Here is a 19,493-nt window from a genome sequence, read left to right on the forward strand (position 1 = left end):
GTAACATTTTTAATTTTTTAGTATAATTGAAAAACAACATTTACCTCTAACATAAAAAGCAACTTTAATAAAGCAAATATACAGCGGGCTTAATAGTCACGCTTTACTTAACCGAGTAATGAGCATAGAAAGACTGGAAGAATACATTGCATCTGCCGATTTAGATAGTATCAATACCCTGCTTGGCCGCGACCGGGCATTGGCTACCAAAAAAACGAGCCTTAACGTATCTCCGCTTATGCTTTCGTGCTATTATAAAAAGCCCGAGGTTACCAATTTGCTGTTAAATTACGTAAGCGATATCAGTTTATTTGAAGCTGCTGCCGCCGGTAAATTCGATATTGTTGCCCACCTGGTAAGCAGCAACCCAAATACGCTGGATGATTATGCCGATGATGGCTTTACCGCCCTTGGATTGGCTTGCTATTTTGGTCAGTTTGATGTGGCGCGATACCTGGTGCTTAAAGGTGCAAGCGTAAATCTTCAATCAAATAATGGGTTCAACGTTTTTCCTATTCATTCGGCTGCCGCCGGTAATTACACCGAAATTGCCCGGATGCTGATTGAAAACGGCGCTAAAGTGAACGTTGTACAACAAGCAGGTGCTACCCCTCTGCATTCGGCTGCACAAAATGGCAACCTGGAGCTCATTATCCTGTTACTGGAAAGCGGAGCCGAAGTTTTTACCCGTATGGAAGGCGGTAAACTCCCTGCCGATCTGGCCCGCGAAAAAGGCTTTGAAGAAATAGCCGACATCCTGAGTTAATGTTTAAACGCTTAATTTCAAACTGATTAAGCGATAGTATTTTATAGTTCATGGGCGTTTTTTAAAGCTTATCGCATGTTTTTGTGTCGGGTGCTTTTATATATTTGTAATAACCTGAATTATAACAAATGAGAGAAATAGCGCTGCTTATTCACGAAGACATCAATCTTTCAACCATTTCCGGGGTATTGGATATGGTGAGGCATACCAACCGTTTTTTGGTAGAAAGCGGCAAAACCGAAGCTTTCAGCGTAATGCTTGTAGGCGAAAAAATAAACAATAACCTGCTTTATTTTCCTGCCCAGTTTACCGGTTTCAAAACCATTGACGAGATCGATAATATCGACCTGGTTATAGCTCCGGCATTTTACGGTCCGCCTGATTTGGTGATGCGTAAAAACAAAAACCTGATAGATTTTATCAAAAATATGTATGATAAAGGTGCCGAAGTAGCCAGCCTATGTTTTGGCAGCTATTTTTTGGCCGAAGCAGGGGTACTTAACGGCAAACCCTGTACCACGCATTGGGTTGCTGTTGACGATATGAAACGCCGCTACCCCCAGGTAGATATTTTACCCGACATGGTGACTACCGATAAAGATGGTACCTACACCAGCGGCGGAGCCTTTTCAAGCATGAACCTGGTACTATACCTTATTGAAAAATATTGCGGCCGGGATACCGGCATCTGGGCCAGTAAAATGTTTTCGCTGGACATTGACCGTACCAGTCAGGCACATTTCAAAGTGTTTGAAGGTCAGCATCAGCATGAAGACCAGGAAATTATGCGCTCACAATTATTTATTGAAAACAATTACCATCTGCCTATTTCGGTAGAGGAAATTGCCGGGCAAACCAATATGAGCAAGCGCAATTTTATCCGCCGTTTTAAAAGCGCTACCCAAAACACCCCTATGGAATACCTGCAAAAGGTAAAGATAGAATCGGTAAAAAAAGGGTTGGAGAAAACCAACCATAACATCAGCGAGCTGATGTATAAAGTAGGCTATAACGACTTAAAGACTTTCCGAAAGATATTTAAAAGGATAACAGGCTTAACCCCACAGGATTATCGCAGCAAATATTGCAGAAGGGCCGTGTTAGAGAATTAGATTTACGTTTTCACATCCCACGTTTACGGTTCAAGCTTAGCAATCAGCCATTGCTCACGGTATTGCTTGGGGGTTACCCCTTCAAAACGTTTAAAGAATTTAGTAAAATTTGACGGATCGAAGGTAAGCTTGCCTGCTATTTCGGCTACGCTTACCTGATTTTCCTGCAGCATGGCTTTGGCAATTTCCATGATCTTTTCCTCAAAAAAGAAACAGGGATGTTTGCCGGTAGTAAGCTTGATGGTATTGCTTAAATGCGTGGGATGGATATGCATTTCATCGGCAAAATCACGGATCTCGTACATATCCAATACGCGCTTGTTCAGCACATCGTCAAGATGTTTGTCAACAGCCTTTAGATAGTCGGCAGTAATTTCATGCTGCCGGGCCAGTATTTTCTTCGGAACGGTAAGCGTTGCTTCCATAACGCAAAATTAAGCAAACAGATCGGGCTTAAACAAAGGTGCTACCCGCTTTTTAGATGCCTGCTCATAGGCATATCCTAATTTGATGATTTCCCCTTCTGTATATGCGGTACTAAAAAACGATAACCCAATTGGCAAACCATGCGCCAGCCCCATAGGTACCGTGATGTGCGGATACCCGGCCATAGCAGCCGGCCCGGAAAAGCTGAAGCCATTATCATAATCACCATTTACCAGGTCGATACATACTGCCGGACCGTTGGTTGTGCCGATAATAGCATCGAGCTTGTATTTGGCCAGCATGTCATCAATAACTTTACGGGTACCAGTAAAGGTTTGCTTAACCGCGTCAAGATATTCCTTGCTGTTCAAACCGCCTTTGGCCTGGGCCTGCTCCAGAATCTCTTGTTTAAAAAATGGCATGGCTTTGGCCTCGTTCTGCTTGTTAAAGGCAATCACATCGGCCAGCGTTTTTATTTTGCTATTAGCGTTAACAAAGTATTGGTTAAGGCCGTCTTTAAATTCATAAAGTAGTACATTAAACTCACTATTATTGATGGTTTTCAACTCTTTGTTCAATTCTATCTCCACCACCTCAGCACCCTTGCTTTTCAAGGTTTTGATAGCTTCCTGCAATAGTGCTACAACAGCCGGATTATCATTTAATGCCGATTTTTCGATACCAAGCCGTTTGCCTTGTAAACCGTTGGCATCTAAAAATTTGGTATAGTCGGCCTCTACTCTGTCTTTGCTTCCAAGGGTTGCCAGGTCAAGCGTATCTATCCCGGTAAGTGCCCCAAGCAATATGGCGGCATCTTTAACCGTACGCGTCATTGGGCCGGCGGTATCTTGAGTTTTAGAGATGGGAATTATTCCCGACCGGCTCCATAAGCCCACAGTCGGCTTAATGCCCACCAAGCCATTAACCGAAGCCGGCGAAACAATAGAGCCATTAGTTTCGGTACCGATGCCTATAACACAAAGGTTAGCTGCAACGGCCGTTCCCGTACCGGCACTTGAACCGCTGGGGTTCCTGTCTAAAATATAAGGGTTTTTAGTCTGCCCTCCCCTGCTGCTCCAGGCGCTGGTTGAATGTGTAGACCGGAAATTTGCCCATTCGCTTAAATTGGTTTTACCCAATATCACCGCTCCCGCCTCGCGAAGCTTATGCACTATAAAAGCATCCTGTTTAGCAAAATTATCGGCCAAAGCCAACGAACCTGCCGTGGTATGCATATTATCGCCTGTATTAATATTATCCTTAATGAGTACAGGTATGCCATGCAGCGGACCGCGTACTTTACCTTTTTCGCGTTCCCTATCCATGGCATCGGCCATATTCAGGGCATCTTTATTAATCTCGATCACAGAGTTGAGCATAATACCCTTTTTATCGATCTGATCTATACGTTTCAGGTACAGCTCGGTGATGAGCCTTGAAGTAAACTGTTTGCTCTGCATTTTTTGCTGCAGATCAGTTATTGTTATTTCGCTCAGTTCAAATATATCGTCCTTGCTGTTTTCGGCAGCAACAGTATCATCGGCTTTGCTCGTCGCAGATGGCTGATTGCAGGAAGCAGCTACCAAAGTAGATATCGTTAGCCCGGCCAGCGAGCCGGTTTTGAGGAAATTTCTTCTATGCATAAATGTTTAAAATAAAAGGCATTACAAGTAACAAAATATTTAACTACTTTGAAAATTGTGGAGGGTGGAGATAGTTAAATGTTACAATGTGAAGGAAAATACAAGGAGAATGGCAGCAAAGAGCGCGGTCATGTTGAACTTGTTTCAACAACCCACTTGCTAAGTCGCCCGCCAATCAAATCGCCAACCCATCCTGTGGGGTGCTGAAACAAGTTCAGCATGACAGGTTGAGATATTATGAACTGCGGGTTTAAATCACCCGGCAATGCTAAGGATTCAATTTCATGTGATTTAATCTTACTTCGATATCATCCCCGATATCACATTAATACTCAGCGCCACAATAGCCGTATTAAAAGCGAAAGAAATTAAGCCATGCAACCAGGCCAGGCGGCGGATAGACCGGGCAGAGATCTCGACATCGGATACCTGGAAAGTCATGCCGATAACGAATGAGAAATAAACGAAGTCGAGGTAATCCGGCTCTTTTAAATCGCCCGGAAAGTCAAGGCCACCTAATGGTTTTATTTTTTTATCATCGTCCGGATCGGTAGCGTAGTACATATGCGCGTATCGCAGGGTAAAAATGGTATGCACCAGCCACCATGAGATAATAACTGAGCCCATAGCCAGTAAAACCCGGGCGGTCACCACCTCGTCCGACTGATTTTTAGTAGATATCAGTAAAAACACGATTGCCAGCAAGCTTGCCATTGAAGCTACTATTACAAACAAAAATATCAGCGTACGGCTCGAGTCTTCGATACTCGCTATCCTTCGGATCTCGGCCGGTTTGGCGGTCAGGATAATGATCCAATCCATAATGATGATGCACATACCAAACGCTATCCAGGTTACCAGAGCAATTACCGGTGCCGAAAAATGCCCCCATGAAAGAAATAAAGTTATCGCGGCAGCTCCCAATGAGATCAGGAGGCGGTGATGGGCATCAAGACTAAAAAATACTTTTGTTTTTATTCTGGCTTTTTGAGACATATCACTTAGGCTACACGGTAAATATGCACATGATTAGTGTAGAATAAATGAAGATACTAAAAATCGTCTTCCTCAACAATCCAGGCCACACGGCCTACCTGTCCGTCATCCAGCTGCACTTTTATCCCGCGCGAGTGGTAAGCCGCACTGGTAAGCAATCGCTTCACAAAGCCGCGTGTAAGCGTACCGGTACGCTGATCTTTTTTAAGTATAATGTCAACCTCAAGGCCTGGGTATATATCGCTTCTGTTTTGTCCGTTCATGACCGTTGATTGTTTTTATTACGTTGATTGCGCTGATTTCACCTTTTTGATATTTCTGATTGGTTTGATTTCACCGATCTAACAGGATTGATAATGTCTTTTGTTTTGCTTCGTCGTCAATTCCTTTAAATGGCTTTATGGTTACCCATCGCTGTGTTATCCATTCGGGCAGTTGGTTTATTGACGGATCATCATCAAGAATTACAAAATTTTCATCACAATTATCTTTTGCCCACACTTCAATCTCTTTTCCCCTTTCCCCCAGTTCGGCAAGAGATAGCTTGTTGTTTAACTTCGAAATACTATTTATAGCAATCCCTCTTAACTTAAATATCTCAAACCACTGTTGATTGGTGAAATTAATTCGATGTGTTGTAGTTAAAACCACAGCGGCATTTGTTTCTGCTAAGATATGTGCAAGATTATTGGCGGATTGTTTATCAAACCGCGTAAATCCGTCTGCTTCCGATTCAACTTTTCGCCATGCAGGTTCGATTACCAATACACCATCAATATCAAGCAAAATCACCATGGCTTTCACTTAAAGAACGTTCCCATATATTCGCAAAGATCAATTTTTCGCGAGATAATCGGCTATAAAAGTTTTAACGCGCTCTTCGTTACCCTCATTGAAACCGTCTATCTTTTTTACTACTATATTTTTATTATTAACCAGGTATACCTGTGGCACAAATCCCAAATTGTATTGTACTTGCGCTTTTTGAAAAATTGGCCGAGGGATGATCAACTGCTGCCAAGGCATATCTTCAGCTTTCATAACCGTTAACCAATTTTCTTTTTTTTCATCTACTGACACGCTCACAAACCTTATATCATCTTTATTAAATTGAGCTGCAATTCGCTTTAAGGATGGGATTTCCTGGCGACATGGCCCGCACCAGCTCGCCCAGAATATCACCATATTTAGTTTTTTAGTATTATCTACCAGGTTTACCGGTTTTTCATCAACATCATTGAAAATGCTGTTAGCAAACTGACTTTTATTTGCAGGTTGATTGTCTATAAACTGCTTTAGTTTTCTACCATAGTAAGATGTTCTTGCGGCATCGCCAAAAGAGTTGTATAATTCTATTAATTGGGCATGTTCTACGTAAAATCTAAAATTATGCAATGCTGATAAACTCCAATATGAGTCGGGGTTTTCACTAATAATTTTTTTTATCCTTTCTGTCTGGGCAGCTCTCCTAACGCTGTCTTTACTTATGCGGATATAAGGCAACGTTATATTCTTTAAATACGACTCAGATTGCGATCCACCGTTCAGGATTGCCCCCTCAGTTTTAGAAAGATCACCGGTTATTGTTGTCACTCCCGTCCCTACAACAAAATCAACGTACCTGGAATGATTTTTAGCGGGTTCATTCGGATTACCAACAGCTATATACTCTCTTTTCCCCTTTTCATCTTTATAACTTAAAGAAACAATATCAGCGAAGAAGGCGGTATCAGGCCGAAAGTTAAATTCAAATTTCCCATCAGTGACTTTGGCCGAATCGATGGATTTGCCTCCAATAGGAAATGTAGGTTTATAATAAACCCACTTGCTTTTAAGGCCTTTGATGTTGCCTCTGATAGTAACTGTATTATCTTGTTTACAGGAAAACAGGCCGATGAGCATCAGCAAAATGATGTAATAAGGTTTTTTCATTGGTTTAGTATCAGGGTTTTCAGAATTATCCTGATACTAAGATAACTATTCAACCAACCCTTTTATTGCCTGCTCTACTTTTCCGAAGTCAAAATTATTGATCAGCTTGTCGAAAGAAGCCGAGATTTGCTCATTACCCAAATTACCAATACTACCTTCATGTGTATGGTTCACGGTTTTATCTGGATTAAAATCACCTGCTTCAATAGCCAGGCCAACCTGTTTGTAAGCGTCACGGAATGGTGTGCCACTCAGGGTTAAACGGTTCACTTCTTCTACACTGAACAGGTATGCGTATTTAGCGTCATTCAGGATATCTGTTTTAACAGTGATATTTTGCAGCATGAAGGTTGCCATTTGCAGGCAGTGTTTCAAATCGGCAAAGGCAGGGAACAGCAGTTCTTTTAGCAACTGAAGTTCACGGTGATAGCCGGATGGTAGGTTAGTGGTCATCATGGCTACATCTGTAGGCAATGCCTGCAGGCGGTTACATTTGCCGCGCATAATTTCCCAAACGTCCGGGTTCTTTTTATGCGGCATGATGCTGCTGCCGGTGGTCAATGCATCCGGATAGCTTACGAACGAGAAATTCTGGCTTAGATATAACGTTTGATCCATGGCCATTTTAGCCAGCGTTGCCGCGATGGTTGAAATAGCCTGTGCTATGATGCGCTCGGTTTTCCCACGCCCCATCTGTGCGTAAACAACGTTATAGTTCAGGTTATCGAAGCCTAAAAGTTGTGTAGTTAAGGTACGATTAAGCGGAAACGACGAGCCATAACCGGCAGCCGAACCCAACGGATTTTTATTAGTGATGCGGTAAGCAGCCAAAACCAATTCCAAATCATCAACCAAACTTTCGGCATAAGCACCAAACCACAAACCGAATGACGATGGCATGGCTACCTGCAGGTGGGTGTAACCCGGCAATAACACGCCTTTATGTTTTTCACTCAGTTCAATAAGCTGGCGAAACAGAGTTTCGGTATTTTCAACGACTTCCTGCAGCTGGCTACGGAAAAATAGTTTCAGGTCCACCAAAACCTGGTCGTTACGGGAGCGGCCGCTATGGATCTTTTTGCCGGCATCGCCGATACGTTGCGTCAGTAGTAACTCAACCTGCGAGTGCACGTCTTCAACATGCTCATCAATTTTGAACCCTCCTTTTGCGATATCGGCATAAATATTTTTTAACTCACGCTGAACAAGCTCCAGATCGGTGTCGTCCATCAGCCCTACGCTTTGCAGCATACGGGTGTGGGCCAACGATCCTAAAACATCAAACGCCGCCATTTGCTCATCAAATTCGCGGTCGCGACCAACAGTAAAGTTTTCAACCAGTTCGTTAACGTTGGTAGTTTTTTGCCAAAGCTTGCTCATGGTGCAAATGTATAAATTTGTGTATTTATGTGCATTATTGTGTATTATTTAATGTCACCACCGCTCGGCGCCAACAAACTGGAAGCGTGAATTTGTCTGAACCGGAATTTTTGAAATTAATTGAATTCTCAGAATTACAGCAAAATGGATGATTCGATAAATTCAAAAATTCGTTTAATTCGAGTTCAGACAATAAGACAGTTCAGGATGCCAATCCCGATCTATCCGGTTAACATTGTTGATTGCGACAACATTTCATAGCCTTTGGCCAATATTGTATAAACCGCTATCTTAACCACATGAAACACCCTTTACGTAAGCCATTGCTTTGCATTGCCTTATTATGCTGCTCTTTTTCGGTAACACAAGCCCAAACGCCGGGGGCTGCAGGTCTTAAATCCGAATATCTTGTAAACCCCATAGGTATCGACAATGCGCATCCCCGCTTAACCTGGTTAATGAACGATAAAGCACAGGGTGCAGCCCAAAGTGCTTATCAGCTTTATGTAGGTACCGATTCAGTTGCTGTTTCAACAAGCAAAGGCAACGCGTGGACCACCACCAAAATAGCTTCATCAAATAACCTTGCTACTTATAGTGGCCAGCAACTAAAACCTTTTACTAAATATTACTGGCGGGTTCAGCTTTGGGACAAGGCAGGTAAAAAGCTTACATTATCGCCGGTAGCCAGTTTTGAAACCGGCATGATGAGCATGCAAAACTGGAAGGGCTCATGGATAAGCGATAATAAAGGGATAGCGGTTAACCCTGCGCCCTATTTCCGCAATACATTTAAGGTAGCTAAACCTATCCGCTCGGCACGGGCCTATATCGCCGTCGCGGGTTTATATGAACTTTATCTAAACGGTAAAAAGATCGGCAATCACAGGCTCGATCCTATGTATACCCGGTTTGACAGGCGTACACTTTACGTTTCGTATGATGTTACCGCACAATTACAAAGCGGCAAAAATGCGGTTGGCGTATTATTAGGTAACGGCTGGTATAATCACCAGAGTACAGCCGTTTGGTTCTTTCACCAGGCACCGTGGCGCGGTCGCCCGGCATTTTGTATGGATTTGCGTATAACCTATACCGATGGTACCGTTGAAACTGTAAAATCAGGTACCGACTGGAAAACATCACTCAGCCCTATCGTTTTCAATAGCATTTATACTGCCGAGCATTACGACGGCAGACTGGAACAACCGGGTTGGAACACCGCCAACTTTGACGATAGTAAATGGAAGCCGGTCATTAACCGTTCGGCGCCTTCTATGAATATTGTATCGCAGGCTATGCAGCCTATCCGCGCGGTTGATACCATCAGCACCAAAAGTGTTACTAAACTCGACAGCGACGTTTGGGTATTTGATATGGGCCGAAATATTTCGGGTGTAAGCCAAATTACGGTTAAAGGCGATTCGGGTACGGTGATCCGTCTGAAACATGCTGAAAGATTGAATAAGAACGGGCATGTCGATCAGTCAAATATAGACCTGCACTACCGCCCTACCGATGATAAAGACCCTTTCCAAACCGATATTTTCATTTTAGGCGGCAAGGGCCAGGAAACTTTTTCGCCTCGCTTTAATTATAAAGGTTTTCAATACATTGAGGTAAGCAGCAGTAAACCAATTCAAATCGGTAAAGAAAACATCAAGGCCTTTTTTATGCACAGCGATGTGGAACCTATTGGTACGGTTAAAGCATCTAACCAAACTATTAACCAAATCTGGACTGCCACTAACAATAGCTATTTAAGTAACTTGTTCGGTTACCCAACCGACTGCCCCCAACGCGAAAAGAATGGCTGGACAGGCGATGCCCACATCGCCAGCGAAACGGGTTTATACAATTTTGATGGCATCACAGTTTATGAAAAATGGCTGGCTGATCATCGCGACGAGCAGCAGCCCAACGGCGTTTTGCCATCTATTATCCCAACCGGTGGCTGGGGCTACGAATGGGGCAACGGCCCCGATTGGACAAGCACCATCGCCATTATTCCGTATAATATTTATTTGTTTTATGGCGATAGTAAGCTATTGGCCGATAGTTATAACGCCATCGAAAAATATGTGAACCACATTGATGAACTTTACCCAAGCGGTCTCACCACCTGGGGCCTGGGCGATTGGGTACCGGTAAAATCAGTTTCGCCGGTTGAGTTAACCTCATCGGTTTATTACTATACCGATGCCAGCATACTGGCCAAAGCAGCCAAAATATTAGGCAAACAGGCCGACTATGTAAAATACGCTGCATTGTCCAATAAGATCAAAAATGCCATTAACGCTAAATATTTAGATACTGCGACCGGCATTTACGGCAAAGGCTTACAAACAGAACTAAGCGTACCACTTTACTGGGGAGTTGTGCCTGAAAATATGAAAAGTAAAATCGCGGCCAATTTGGCAAAACGTGTTGAGGCCGATAATTTCCATTTAGACGTAGGTATATTAGGAGCCAAAGCTATCTTAAGCGCACTAAGCGATAATGGCTATTCGGATGTGGCTTACAAAATAGCATCGCAGGAAACCTTCCCGTCATGGGGCTGGTGGATGGTAAACGGTGCTACCACCCTGTATGAAAACTGGCAGATAGATGCTAAATCGGATATCTCACTCAACCACATCATGTTTGGCGAAATTGGCGCATGGCTTTACAAAGGCATTGCAGGTATCCATCCGGATCCTGAGCATCCGGGTTTTAAAAACGTATTGCTGCAACCGCATTTTGTACCGGGCTTAAATGAGTTTACCGCTACCCACAAAGGGCCTTATGGTAATATTGTTTCGTCATGGCAGCGCAGCAGCAAAAGGGTAACTTATAAAGTAACCGTACCTGCAAACTCAAGTGCCACCATTGCCTTCCCGGCGGGCAAAGTTTATCTTGCCGGCAAGGCAATTAACAATCCTGCGTTGTACAAGATAAACGCGGGCAGCTATGTATTCGAGGTAAAATAATATCGCCACAAATGCCATAGCATTTTCATATTTTAATATCTGCACATATCAAATGACCATTTACTGACAGGCCGGGGCAATCCCGGCCTGTTTTTGTATATAAATTTGTCACACCTTATTTACAGTCACTGATACAATGCGCAGGATATTATCTATCATCGTTTTATTATTTATTGCCAAATTTGCCGTGGCAGGACCTGAAGAGCCATGGTCGCTAAGCACCGACAAGGAAGGCATCAGGGTTTATACCCGGCACATTCCCGATTCAAAGATCAAAGCCATTAAAGTAGAATGCACTTTTAACGCCACAGCGGCTCAATTGGTAGCTGTACTAATGGATATTAAAACCTGCAGCGAGTGGGTTTATCATACCAAATCGGCCACTGTTATTAAAGAAGTATCTCCCTCAGATATATATTATTACTCAGAGGTAAACATTCCATGGCCGGTACATAACCGCGATTTTGTAGCGCATTTAAAAGTTACGCAAGATCCTAAAACCAAAGTGGTTACCATCGATGCGCCGGTTATATCAAATATGGTACCAGCAAAAGATGGCATTGTAAGGGTTGAAAACTCAACCGGCAGATGGGTTATTACCCCCATTGACAGCGCCCATGTAAGCATTATTTACACCCTGCACCTTGATCCCGGAGGTTCTGTACCTGCCTGGCTCATCAATATGTTTGCCGCGCAAGGCCCTACAGAAAGCTTTAAAGGCTTAAAAAAACAACTTCAGAAACCTGCTTATAAGGATGTGAAGTTGTCATATGTGCAGTAAGTTCCTCCGTACCCTACTTCTTAATCCAACCGTCATTGCGAGGCACGAAGCAATCCCAAACTATACAGAGCCGCTCTACTAATCGGGGATTGCTTCGTACCTCGCAATGACTTGGTGGTATATACGGGTCCCAAATCCCGGCTCAGACAATTCTTTTTCTGCAAATAAACGTCAACATTTTGCAAATAAAATTGAAAACTCGTATCACACTTAGCTGTACTTTCGGTGTTTAGTGTATAACCGTTTAATTTGCTTACAGGATACCAAAGGATAGTTGTGCAAATTATAAACGCTAATATTGCTTTAACCAATAAAGTAAACGTGTAAACGATGAGAGTTGCCTTGTTTGTTCCTTGCTATGTTGACCAGTTTTATCCCAATGCGGCCATTGCCACGCTGGAGTTGCTGGAGAAACTTGGCTGTGAGGTCCATTACCCTAAAAATCAAACCTGCTGCGGACAGCCGATGGCCAATTCGGGCTATGAGCATTTAACCGGCGGTTGCAATAATTTATTTGTCGATAATTTTTCGGGATACGATTATATCGTTTGTCCGTCGGGGAGTTGTACCCTGCACATCAAAGAGCATTTACATGCCGATGGAAAAGAAGAACAGGCAACGGAGATCCGTAAAAGGGTTTATGAACTCACCGAGTTTTTGGTTGATATATTGCGGGTGAAACAATTGTCGGCCAGCTTCCCTTACCGGGTTGGCTTGCACCAAAGTTGCCACGGCCTGCGCGGATTACGCATAGCCCAGATGAGCGAGTTGGTTGCAGAGCCTTTCAGCAAGCCGGCCCAACTGCTTGATATGGTTAACGGGCTTGAGCTGGTGCCATTAAGCCGCCAGGACGATTGCTGCGGTTTTGGTGGAACATTCTGTGTGGTTGAAGAAGCGGTATCGGCAAAAATGGGTAAAGACCGCGTGGCCGATCACGTATCGCACGGTGCGCAATACATCACCTCGGCCGATCTGTCATGCCTCATGCACCTCGAAGGTATTTTACGCCGTCAAAACAGCGATGTTAAAGTAATTCACGTGGCCGAAATTTTAAACCACAGCATGCAATGAGTACTACCACCACCAAAGATCACCCGCATTTAGCTGCCGACTTTAACCGTGATGAACCCCGTGTAAACTGGCACGATGAAACCCTGTGGTGGGTACGCGCAAAAAGGGATATTGCAGCACACAAACTACCCGAATGGGAATTACTGCGCGAAACGGCATCACAAATAAAATTTAACGTACTCTCAAACCTGAGCACCTATCTGGAGCAGTTTGAGGCCAACGCCACTAAAAATGGCATTATAGTACACTGGGCGGCAGATGCTGCAGAACATAACCAGATTGTACATAGCCTGCTTGAGCAACGCGGCATTACCAAAATGGTAAAAAGTAAATCGATGCTTACCGAGGAGTGCCATTTAAACGACTACCTGAAAGACCACGGCATCGACGTAATTGACTCCGACCTTGGCGAGCGTATTGTACAATTGGCCAACGAGCCACCAAGCCACATCGTACTGCCTTGTATCCATAAAAAAAAGGAAGAGATAGGCGATATTTTTCACGAGCATTTAGGGTCGGCCAAAGGCGAGTCGGACCCTAAAATATTGACTGAAACCGCGCGTCAACATTTGCGCGAGGTATTTTTAACCCGTCGCGCGGCACTTACGGGTGTTAACTTCGCTGTTGCGGAAACCGGCGAATTTGTGATTTGCACAAACGAAGGCAATGCCGATATGGGCGCGCACCTGGCCGAGATCCATATTGCCTCAATGGGTATTGAAAAGCTCATTCCCGAAAGAAAGCATCTGGGTGTATTTTTACGCCTGCTTACCCGCAGTGCTACCGGGCAGCCGATCACCACTTATTCGAGCCATTTCAGTAAACCACGGGATGGCAGCGAAATTCATATTATTATTGTTGATAACGGTCGCAGCATTCAGTTGGGTCGTGAGGAATTCCGCAACTCATTAAAGTGTATTCGCTGCGGGGCATGTATGAACACCTGCCCGGTTTACCGCAAAAGTGGTGGGCATAGTTATCATACAGCCGTTGCCGGGCCAATTGGTTCTATCCTGGCCCCTAACCTGGATATGAAAAAATATGCCGATCTGCCCTTTGCTTCTACCCTATGTGGCTCGTGCAGTAACGTGTGCCCGGTTAAAATAGATATTCATGACCAGTTGTATAAATGGCGTCAGGTAATTGTCAAAGAAGGATATTCGCCTAAAGCAAAAACTATGGCCATGAAGGCTATGGCTTTAACACTGGCTTCGCCAGCTTTATACCGCATGGGCGGCAAAACCGGTCGACTGGTATTTAAATATGCTCCATTCGCGGTAAATAACAAATTAAACCCCTGGTATAACCAAAGGGAAATGCCTAAAGCACCCGACGAATCATTTGGCGAGTGGTATGCCAAAAGGAAAGGAGCAAAAAACTCATGAGCCGCGAAAAAATATTAGCCGCTGTAAAATTTAATCAGCCAGCAGCTTTGCCTCTGCCTGATATGGAGGTATTGAATACGTTAACCGATGTCAGAACGGACCTGGTATCAAAATACAAAACCATAGCTACAGCAGGCGGCAGCTTCGTTTACGAGGTAAATAGTTTTGACGAGATTAAAACTATCATCAATAATGAATTTAAGCCAGGCGTAAAGATCATATCGGCCCTCGATGAGCTGAGCGATTACATTTATGCCGAAACCGTAAAACACGAAGACGGCCACAACTTTGCCGATGTGGAACTAACGGTACTTCGCACCCAACTTGGTGTTGCCGAAAACGGTGCACTTTGGCTCACCGAAAAGGATATGGGCAGCCGGGTATTACCTTTTATTGCCCAGCATCTGGCAGTTGTGATTGGCAAAGATAATTTTGTGCCTACCATGGCCCAGGCCTACCAGGTCATTGGCGCGGCCGATTACGGCTATGGCGCATTTATTTCCGGACCTTCAAAAACGGCCGATATTGAGCAATCCTTGGTTATCGGCGCCCACGGGCCGAGGAGTTTATCGGTGTTTATACTCTCGTAAAAGATTATTTCAATAATAGAGCGTCATTGCGAGGTACGAAGCAATCCCCTATAAGCAGGTCCGCCCTGTATAGTTTGGGATTGCTTCGTACCTCGCAAATGACGTTTTTGTTACATATTTTATCTCGAGCTCGTTTGTAACGAGTGCGTAACACTGGTTTGCTTTATAACGCAAACGGCGATACAATCGCCAGACCATATTAAGCGCTCGTTGCAAACGAGCGCAAGGCTAATTCCTTACAACCGAGCCCCCCTATTTCTCCTAAAAATCAACTATTTACAACAATGACAAAAAGATGATAAAAAAATATACCAATCGGTATATTTTTGTCTTGTCGAAATTAATGACACTCAACAAAATGAAAAACTCACAAAATACAGTACTTATCACCGGTGGCAGTGCCGGTATAGGTTTTGAAATTGCCAAACAACTATCAGCAAAAAATAACCATGTAATTATCATTGGCCGCAACCAGGAACGTTTGGATAAAGCAGCAGCTCAATTACAGAATGTAACTGCTATTAAAGCCGATATATCAAATGCCGATGATGTAGAAGCGTTAACCGCAAAACTGACTAAAGATTTCCCTCAATTGAACGTAGTGATCAATAACGCCGGTGCAGCATCAATCAACGACCTGCTTACTACGCCTAATGTTTTTGAAAACGCGCAAGCAGAAATGTTTACCAACTATATTTCAGTTATCCGTTTAAATGAAAAATTGTTGCCTGTTTTACAACAACAAAGCGAAGCTGCCATCGTGAACGTATCATCAATAGTTGCCTTTTTGCCCGGCAAACAAACTTCTACCTATTCGGCAAGTAAAGCTGCTTTACACTCATACACCATCTCGTTAAGGGTAGCTTTAGAAGATACCAATGTTAAAGTATTTGAATTGATGCCACCATTGGTTGATACCGAATTTTCGGCAGAGATTGGTGGCCATAACGGTATCCCGGCCTCACAGGTTGCTGATGAATTTGTTGCCGGTTTTGAAAGCAATAACTTCGAGATCCGCGTTGGTGGCACCGAGCCATTCTACCGCTTGTTCCTGTCAAACCCAGCCGAAGCGTTGAAAGCCCTTCACCAGAGATAATTCTCTGGTTTAATTTTTTCGGCCTAAAAAATACCGATTGGTATTTTTTAGGCCGATTATTAGTTTATAATTCATACTCCAATGAAAAAAAGCATCCTTATCATAACCGTTATAGCCGCCGCTATCATGGAACTGATAGATACCTCCATAGTAAACGTAGCCCTATCGCACATGAGCGGTAACCTTGGCGCCACGCTTGAAGATACATCCTGGGTTATTACAGCTTATGCCATAGCTAACATTATAGTAATACCCATGACCAGCTTTTTGACCACAAAACTCGGTCGCCGCAATTATTATATCGGCTCCATCATCGCGTTTACCTTCTTTTCGGCTATGTGCGGGCTGGCCTCAAATATCTGGACGCTGGTCGCCTTCCGCTTCTTGCAAGGCATTGGCGGCGGTGCACTGTTATCGGTATCTCAGGCCATTGTGTTTGAGGTTTATGGTAAAGAGCGCGTGAGCATAGCCAGCGCGTTATTTGGCGTGGGTGTGTTTTTAGGTCCGACCATTGACCCTACCCTTGGTGGTTTCATTACCGAAAATTATAGCTGGCCATGGATCTTTTACATCAACATCCCCATTGGTATTGCTGTAACCGTGTCAAGTTTATTACTGGTTACAGAACCGGAGATAAAAGCCAAAGTAAAAAGTGTAGACTGGTGGGGGATTCTCCTGCTGATCATAGGCATTGGATCGCTTCAAACTGTGCTGGAACGTGGTGAAACTGACGACTGGTTTTCTGCCAATTACATTATCGTTTTAACTATTGTAGCCGTTATCTCTTTAAGCACATTTATCTGGTGGGAATTGACAACCCCTAACTCGGTTATTGATTTAAGGGTATTACGAAGCAAATCCCTGGCTGTTGCTGCTATCCTTACATTTGTGACCGGTTTTGGATTATTTACATCTGTATTCCTTACACCGGTACTTGCACAAAGGGTGTTACTATTTCCGCCTACCATTACCGGGCTTATTTTGTTACCAGGTGCGGTGCTGGCCATTGTGGGCTTGCTATTTTCAGCAACGCTATTAAAGAAGGGAGTATCACCGTTGGTTATTATCACCGCAGGCTTTGTTATCTTCATCTCGTTTACCTGGCAAATGTCGCACATGAATCTGGAGGCATCACCCGGCGACTTGGTTGGCCCGCTTATTTACAGGGCTATGGGTATCGCGTTATTGACCGTTCCACTTACCGCTTTGGCTGTATCAGGTCTTGAGCCTAAAGATATCCCACAGGGTACAGCCCTTAATAACATGATGCGACAATTAGGCGGCTCCTTTGGTATCGCAGTGATTAATACCTATGTTGCCCAACGTTTCGGGTTGCACCGCAGCGACCTGTTGCAGAACATCAATATCTTTAACGATCAAACTACGGCAAGGATAGCCAAGTTAACTAATTATTTCAGCAGCCGGGGTTTCTCATCGTTCGACGCGCATAATAAAGCAATGGCTGTTATTGACAGTACCATTAACAGGCAATCATCACTGCTAAGTTACCTGGATGCCTACCTGTTTTCGGGCCTGATATTTTTACTGGCGATGCCGCTCCTGTTTTTGGTTGTTAGCCGTAAAAAACAAACCAGACCTGTTGTTATTGTTAGTGACCACTAAAAACTAAATACCAGTTGGTATATTTGTATTATGGAAAACGAATTGTCAAAAGCCGAGCGTACGCGTCAGTTCATTATTGAGCGTACTTCACCTGTATTTAATAAAAAAGGTTACGCGGGCACTTCTCTTTCTGACCTTACCGAGGCTACCGGCCTTACCAAAGGCAGCATTTACGGCAACTTTAAAAACAAGGAAGAAGTAGCTGCCGAAGTATTTGAATATAACTCGGGCAAGGTGCGTAAACAGATCCAGGAGCGCATTCAGCGGGCTACCAGCTATCATGATAAGCTATTGGTTTACGCCCAGGTATATCACAGCTTTACCCGGGGTGATTTTATTCCCGGCGGCTGCCCTATCCTGAACACCGCTGTTGATGCCGATGACACTAATCCGCTGTTAAAAGATAAAGCTGCCAAAGCGGTAATCCGCTGGAAAACCGGCATCGAAAACCTTATTAAAGGAGGTATTGAAGCCGGCGAACTAAAACCGGACATTAATATTACGGAGACAGCTTTAAGCATGATTGCGATGATTGAAGGCGGAATCATGATCTCGAAAGTGACTGATTCACCTGCAAATCTTGATATCGTTTTGACATCTGTTCATAGCATGGTAGATAGCCTGAAGCTGTAATTTTATAGCCCCAGGTTGTGACTTGATTGTTACAATAATTGGACATAACTTTGAAAACAAAAGAAACGTTCCCAGCGTTGTCTCCTTTACCAATTATTATTTATGTCAAAAAAAATTTTGATCCTTGATGATAGCGAGGATATTTTGGAAGTGATGAAAGATGCTCTTGAAATGGAGCACTATGAAGTTGAGGTATTGAATTATACTGATGACATATGCAAGGCGGCCCTATCAGCCAATGCCGATCTTGTAATTTTGGACTACATTTTATTCGGTATTAATGGTGGTGAACTTTGCCACATGCTCAAAACAACCCCGGCTACAGCGCACATCCCGGTGGTGATGGTATCAGCCTACCCGCGCGTACTCGAATCATTAGGTAATTACGGTTCCGATGCCTTTATTGCCAAGCCTTTTAACATCAGCGATATTGTTGACACGGTTAACCACTGCTTTTTAGGAGCCGGTGATGACGTGGCACACGTAATGTAAGATTTTTCTGCTTGAGAATTATAAACTTACGAAGTTTTAAAAACTTCGTAAGTTTTCACTTTATCCAGCCTTAAAGTTTACTTAAACAATTCAAAACTATATTGTGCTACACTCCAAAACTCATCAAGCGCGATGATTCTTGGTTTAAAAAAGGAGATGAGCACGGGCCAGTCTTCCTGTTTAAATACACTTACATCGGGTAATCTTTTAATGATCCGGCTTACAGTTTTGTTATACTCGTCGGTAGTATGCAATTGCCAGTCCCATTCTTCATCGAGCTGGGCGTTGAGCACATTTTTTAATTCCATAAACTGATCAAACATCAATTGCTGAATGTCTGCATCAGGGTGGCTCATTTCTATGGCAATAAAAGCCGACTTTTTATCAGCTTCCATTTTAAAATACAGATGTTTAATGCCTGTTTTATAATTAACCCAGTTGGTGCGCAGGCCATCGGCGGATAACTGGGGTTTTAAGTATTGCCCGAACGCTGTCCAGAAAGCCTGTTTTAATTGAGTTGCCTGTTCTTTTGAATACAAATTTATGGGAATTGATAAGGGGCAAAAGTAAGGGTTTTAAAATTAAACGATGTAAAGTG

At 43.6% G+C, this 19,493-nt stretch carries 19 protein-coding genes; 11 read left to right on the forward strand and 8 right to left on the reverse strand.

What is annotated here, in order from left to right:
• Positions 1 to 118: 118 nt before the first annotated feature.
• Both EAH55_RS22230 and EAH55_RS22235 read left to right on the forward strand, forming a co-directional pair.
• On the forward strand, positions 119 to 766 hold the full coding sequence (locus tag EAH55_RS22230; RefSeq protein WP_121811578.1) for an ankyrin repeat domain-containing protein: 648 nt from the start codon (positions 119 to 121) through the stop codon (positions 764 to 766).
• Positions 767 to 894: 128 nt separating this feature from the next.
• Positions 895 to 1,878, forward strand: a complete 984-nt coding sequence (locus EAH55_RS22235) for a GlxA family transcriptional regulator (RefSeq protein ID WP_112572475.1) — start codon at positions 895 to 897, stop codon at positions 1,876 to 1,878.
• 23 nt (positions 1,879 to 1,901) lie between these two features.
• On the opposite strand, the gene EAH55_RS22240 is transcribed toward EAH55_RS22235, so the two are convergent.
• The 7 genes from EAH55_RS22240 to argH all read right to left on the reverse strand — a co-directional run bounded on the left by EAH55_RS22240 (position 1,902) and on the right by argH (position 8,255).
• The gene (locus EAH55_RS22240) at positions 1,902 to 2,303 is read right to left on the reverse strand and encodes a helix-turn-helix domain-containing protein (RefSeq protein ID WP_121811579.1); all 402 of its coding nucleotides are present in this window, start codon (positions 2,301 to 2,303) and stop codon (positions 1,902 to 1,904) included.
• A gap of 9 nt (positions 2,304 to 2,312) precedes the next feature.
• Positions 2,313 to 3,947: an amidase gene (locus EAH55_RS22245; protein WP_121811580.1), complete on the reverse strand. Its 1,635-nt coding sequence runs from the start codon at positions 3,945 to 3,947 to the stop codon at positions 2,313 to 2,315.
• Positions 3,948 to 4,244: 297 nt separating this feature from the next.
• On the reverse strand, positions 4,245 to 4,943 hold the full coding sequence (locus tag EAH55_RS22250; RefSeq protein ID WP_121811581.1) for a DUF1345 domain-containing protein: 699 nt from the start codon (positions 4,941 to 4,943) through the stop codon (positions 4,245 to 4,247).
• Positions 4,944 to 4,999: 56 nt separating this feature from the next.
• A complete protein-coding gene (locus EAH55_RS22255) occupies positions 5,000 to 5,206 on the reverse strand; it encodes a YwbE family protein (RefSeq protein WP_091211944.1) in 207 nt (68 codons plus the stop codon).
• A gap of 70 nt (positions 5,207 to 5,276) precedes the next feature.
• On the reverse strand, positions 5,277 to 5,738 hold the full coding sequence (locus tag EAH55_RS22260; protein WP_121811582.1) for an HAD domain-containing protein: 462 nt from the start codon (positions 5,736 to 5,738) through the stop codon (positions 5,277 to 5,279).
• Between the two features lie 39 nt (positions 5,739 to 5,777).
• The gene (locus EAH55_RS22265; RefSeq protein WP_121811583.1) at positions 5,778 to 6,875 is read right to left on the reverse strand and encodes a TlpA disulfide reductase family protein; all 1,098 of its coding nucleotides are present in this window, start codon (positions 6,873 to 6,875) and stop codon (positions 5,778 to 5,780) included.
• Positions 6,876 to 6,920: 45 nt separating this feature from the next.
• The gene (gene argH, locus EAH55_RS22270; RefSeq protein ID WP_121811584.1) at positions 6,921 to 8,255 is read right to left on the reverse strand and encodes an argininosuccinate lyase; all 1,335 of its coding nucleotides are present in this window, start codon (positions 8,253 to 8,255) and stop codon (positions 6,921 to 6,923) included.
• A gap of 299 nt (positions 8,256 to 8,554) precedes the next feature.
• Here argH and EAH55_RS22275 point away from each other — a divergent pair, with 299 nt between their 5' ends.
• From EAH55_RS22275 to EAH55_RS22315, 9 genes are all read left to right on the forward strand, one after another.
• The gene (locus EAH55_RS22275) at positions 8,555 to 11,224 is read left to right on the forward strand and encodes an alpha-L-rhamnosidase (RefSeq protein WP_121811585.1); all 2,670 of its coding nucleotides are present in this window, start codon (positions 8,555 to 8,557) and stop codon (positions 11,222 to 11,224) included.
• Between the two features lie 136 nt (positions 11,225 to 11,360).
• Positions 11,361 to 12,005, forward strand: a complete 645-nt coding sequence (locus tag EAH55_RS22280) for an START domain-containing protein (RefSeq protein ID WP_121811586.1) — start codon at positions 11,361 to 11,363, stop codon at positions 12,003 to 12,005.
• Between the two features lie 330 nt (positions 12,006 to 12,335).
• Positions 12,336 to 13,076, forward strand: coding sequence for a (Fe-S)-binding protein (locus EAH55_RS22285; RefSeq protein ID WP_121811587.1), 741 nt, complete (start codon positions 12,336 to 12,338; stop codon positions 13,074 to 13,076).
• Positions 13,073 to 14,461, forward strand: a complete 1,389-nt coding sequence (locus tag EAH55_RS22290) for a lactate utilization protein B (protein ID WP_121811588.1) — start codon at positions 13,073 to 13,075, stop codon at positions 14,459 to 14,461. The genes EAH55_RS22285 and EAH55_RS22290 overlap by 4 nt, the downstream gene beginning before the upstream one ends.
• Positions 14,458 to 15,051, forward strand: a complete 594-nt coding sequence (locus tag EAH55_RS22295; RefSeq protein ID WP_121811752.1) for a LutC/YkgG family protein — start codon at positions 14,458 to 14,460, stop codon at positions 15,049 to 15,051. The genes EAH55_RS22290 and EAH55_RS22295 overlap by 4 nt, the downstream gene beginning before the upstream one ends.
• Before the next feature lie 358 nt (positions 15,052 to 15,409).
• The gene (locus EAH55_RS22300) at positions 15,410 to 16,147 is read left to right on the forward strand and encodes an SDR family oxidoreductase (RefSeq protein ID WP_121811589.1); all 738 of its coding nucleotides are present in this window, start codon (positions 15,410 to 15,412) and stop codon (positions 16,145 to 16,147) included.
• 81 nt (positions 16,148 to 16,228) lie between these two features.
• Positions 16,229 to 17,770 carry a DHA2 family efflux MFS transporter permease subunit gene (locus tag EAH55_RS22305; protein WP_121811590.1) on the forward strand — a complete coding sequence of 514 codons (1,542 nt, stop codon included), beginning with the start codon at positions 16,229 to 16,231 and terminating at the stop codon, positions 17,768 to 17,770.
• Positions 17,771 to 17,800: 30 nt separating this feature from the next.
• Positions 17,801 to 18,403, forward strand: a complete 603-nt coding sequence (locus EAH55_RS22310; RefSeq protein ID WP_112572506.1) for a TetR/AcrR family transcriptional regulator — start codon at positions 17,801 to 17,803, stop codon at positions 18,401 to 18,403.
• 102 nt (positions 18,404 to 18,505) lie between these two features.
• Positions 18,506 to 18,895 carry a response regulator gene (locus EAH55_RS22315; protein ID WP_121811591.1) on the forward strand — a complete coding sequence of 130 codons (390 nt, stop codon included), beginning with the start codon at positions 18,506 to 18,508 and terminating at the stop codon, positions 18,893 to 18,895.
• Positions 18,896 to 18,972: 77 nt separating this feature from the next.
• Here the strand turns inward: EAH55_RS22315 and EAH55_RS22320 are convergent, their stop codons facing one another.
• Positions 18,973 to 19,434 carry a DUF4268 domain-containing protein gene (locus tag EAH55_RS22320; protein ID WP_121811592.1) on the reverse strand — a complete coding sequence of 154 codons (462 nt, stop codon included), beginning with the start codon at positions 19,432 to 19,434 and terminating at the stop codon, positions 18,973 to 18,975.
• Between the last annotated feature and the right edge of the window lie 59 nt (positions 19,435 to 19,493).

This window comes from Mucilaginibacter kameinonensis (assembly GCF_003675385.1).
GTDB classification, from domain to species: domain Bacteria; phylum Bacteroidota; class Bacteroidia; order Sphingobacteriales; family Sphingobacteriaceae; genus Mucilaginibacter; species Mucilaginibacter kameinonensis.

Bases quoted from the DNA above. Each gene is read 5' to 3' on its own strand.
- EAH55_RS22250 (WP_121811581.1), bottom strand. From the start codon at position 4,943: ATGTCTCAAAAAGCCAGAATAAAAACAAAAGTATTTTTTAGTCTTGAT.
- EAH55_RS22260 (WP_121811582.1), bottom strand. From the start codon at position 5,738: ATGGTGATTTTGCTTGATATTGATGGTGTATTGGTAATCGAACCTGCA.
- EAH55_RS22245 (WP_121811580.1), bottom strand. From the start codon at position 3,947: ATGCATAGAAGAAATTTCCTCAAAACCGGCTCGCTGGCCGGGCTAACG.
- EAH55_RS22230 (WP_121811578.1), top strand. From the start codon at position 119: ATGAGCATAGAAAGACTGGAAGAATACATTGCATCTGCCGATTTAGAT.
- EAH55_RS22310 (WP_112572506.1), top strand. From the start codon at position 17,801: ATGGAAAACGAATTGTCAAAAGCCGAGCGTACGCGTCAGTTCATTATT.
- EAH55_RS22300 (WP_121811589.1), top strand. From the start codon at position 15,410: ATGAAAAACTCACAAAATACAGTACTTATCACCGGTGGCAGTGCCGGT.
- EAH55_RS22290 (WP_121811588.1), top strand. From the start codon at position 13,073: ATGAGTACTACCACCACCAAAGATCACCCGCATTTAGCTGCCGACTTT.
- EAH55_RS22295 (WP_121811752.1), top strand. From the start codon at position 14,458: ATGAGCCGCGAAAAAATATTAGCCGCTGTAAAATTTAATCAGCCAGCA.
- argH (WP_121811584.1), bottom strand. From the start codon at position 8,255: ATGAGCAAGCTTTGGCAAAAAACTACCAACGTTAACGAACTGGTTGAA.
- EAH55_RS22285 (WP_121811587.1), top strand. From the start codon at position 12,336: ATGAGAGTTGCCTTGTTTGTTCCTTGCTATGTTGACCAGTTTTATCCC.
- EAH55_RS22275 (WP_121811585.1), top strand. From the start codon at position 8,555: ATGAAACACCCTTTACGTAAGCCATTGCTTTGCATTGCCTTATTATGC.
- EAH55_RS22280 (WP_121811586.1), top strand. From the start codon at position 11,361: ATGCGCAGGATATTATCTATCATCGTTTTATTATTTATTGCCAAATTT.
- EAH55_RS22265 (WP_121811583.1), bottom strand. From the start codon at position 6,875: ATGAAAAAACCTTATTACATCATTTTGCTGATGCTCATCGGCCTGTTT.
- EAH55_RS22255 (WP_091211944.1), bottom strand. From the start codon at position 5,206: ATGAACGGACAAAACAGAAGCGATATATACCCAGGCCTTGAGGTTGAC.
- EAH55_RS22315 (WP_121811591.1), top strand. From the start codon at position 18,506: ATGTCAAAAAAAATTTTGATCCTTGATGATAGCGAGGATATTTTGGAA.
- EAH55_RS22240 (WP_121811579.1), bottom strand. From the start codon at position 2,303: ATGGAAGCAACGCTTACCGTTCCGAAGAAAATACTGGCCCGGCAGCAT.
- EAH55_RS22305 (WP_121811590.1), top strand. From the start codon at position 16,229: ATGAAAAAAAGCATCCTTATCATAACCGTTATAGCCGCCGCTATCATG.
- EAH55_RS22235 (WP_112572475.1), top strand. From the start codon at position 895: ATGAGAGAAATAGCGCTGCTTATTCACGAAGACATCAATCTTTCAACC.